We start from the raw sequence: 1,002 nt of genomic DNA, 5'->3' as shown, positions 1-1,002 counted from the left end.
CACCTCCACGACTACATGTAGTTACTAATCTATACGCCCAACACGAAGGCGTCCACCAACCGTCCCCACTCATCGATTGGCAATCGGCGAGGTGTCCGAGCATCCGATGGAGGCGCGCTCGCTGCCTTCGGCCGGCTATCGCCACTGCCGATCCTGTTGCGGGCCAAGGCCCCGATCCGCACGCTGTAGTCAGTGGTCATGGCGCCGACTGGTGTCGCGAGAGCCGTGCACGACGCGGACCACGAGGATGACGGGATCCTGGGCGGGGAGATCGCGGTAGAACACGCCGTACGGGAATCGCCGCATACGGGCCCGTCGCAGGCCGGGGAACCCGTCGACGGGTGGCGCGCCGTGCGCAAAGGCCCTGATGCGGGAGATCACGGTGTCAAACGCGTCGGCGAAGTTCCCGCTCAGTGCGGGATCGACCCGCGCGTAGCCGTCACGGACGCGGCGCAGATCGACGACGGCGTGCTCGCCGAGGACGACCGTCACTCGTTCGGCCACAGCTCACGGCGGACGTCGTCCCACGCCCGCTGCGCACCGGGGTGCTTGGACGGGGCCGAGCAGGTGAAGCTTGGGCAGGGCGGCGTCGTCGCGGAACCACATCGCCACGTCGTCGTCCAGGGCCAGCTGGCGTCCTCGACCTGGCCACGGACCCGCGGGTGAGGCGCGGGGCGAGGCGCTGCAGGTCCTGACGGCTGGTGGCGACCGCGTCGAGGTAGGTCTGGTGCGGCTCGGCAGCAACCGGGCCGCTGCCACGAGCATCGTGGCTGTGCCATTGGCGGACTGGCCGTGGCCGCCGTCGATCGTTACCTCAGTGTCCATGGAAGGACGGTCCGCATCCCGGGCCCCACAAAAGCAGTTCGTATGCCGTTAAGCCCGCGCCGCGCAGACGCTGACGACAGCGCGTGGCTGGGTGAGCGACATACCGCCCGCCGGCCGCTGTCCCAATCGAGTTGGTACGCGGGGCATTCGAGAGTGCTGTGGAAGGTTCACTCGAAG

The 1,002-nt window shown here is 68.4% G+C and carries 1 protein-coding gene; it reads right to left on the bottom strand.

Annotated elements, in window-relative coordinates; translation table 11 throughout:
- Positions 1-189: 189 nt before the first annotated feature.
- On the bottom strand, positions 190-492 hold the full coding sequence (locus tag N864_RS22625) for a type II toxin-antitoxin system RelE/ParE family toxin (protein WP_034722893.1): 303 nt from the start codon (positions 490-492) through the stop codon (positions 190-192).
- Positions 493-1,002 lie beyond the last annotated feature (510 nt).

It is taken from the genome of Intrasporangium chromatireducens Q5-1, from assembly GCF_000576575.1.
Taxonomy (GTDB): domain Bacteria; phylum Actinomycetota; class Actinomycetes; order Actinomycetales; family Dermatophilaceae; genus Intrasporangium_A; species Intrasporangium_A chromatireducens.
Note: the sequence above shows the minus strand (reverse complement) of the source record. Positions and strands in the feature narration are given on the sequence as shown.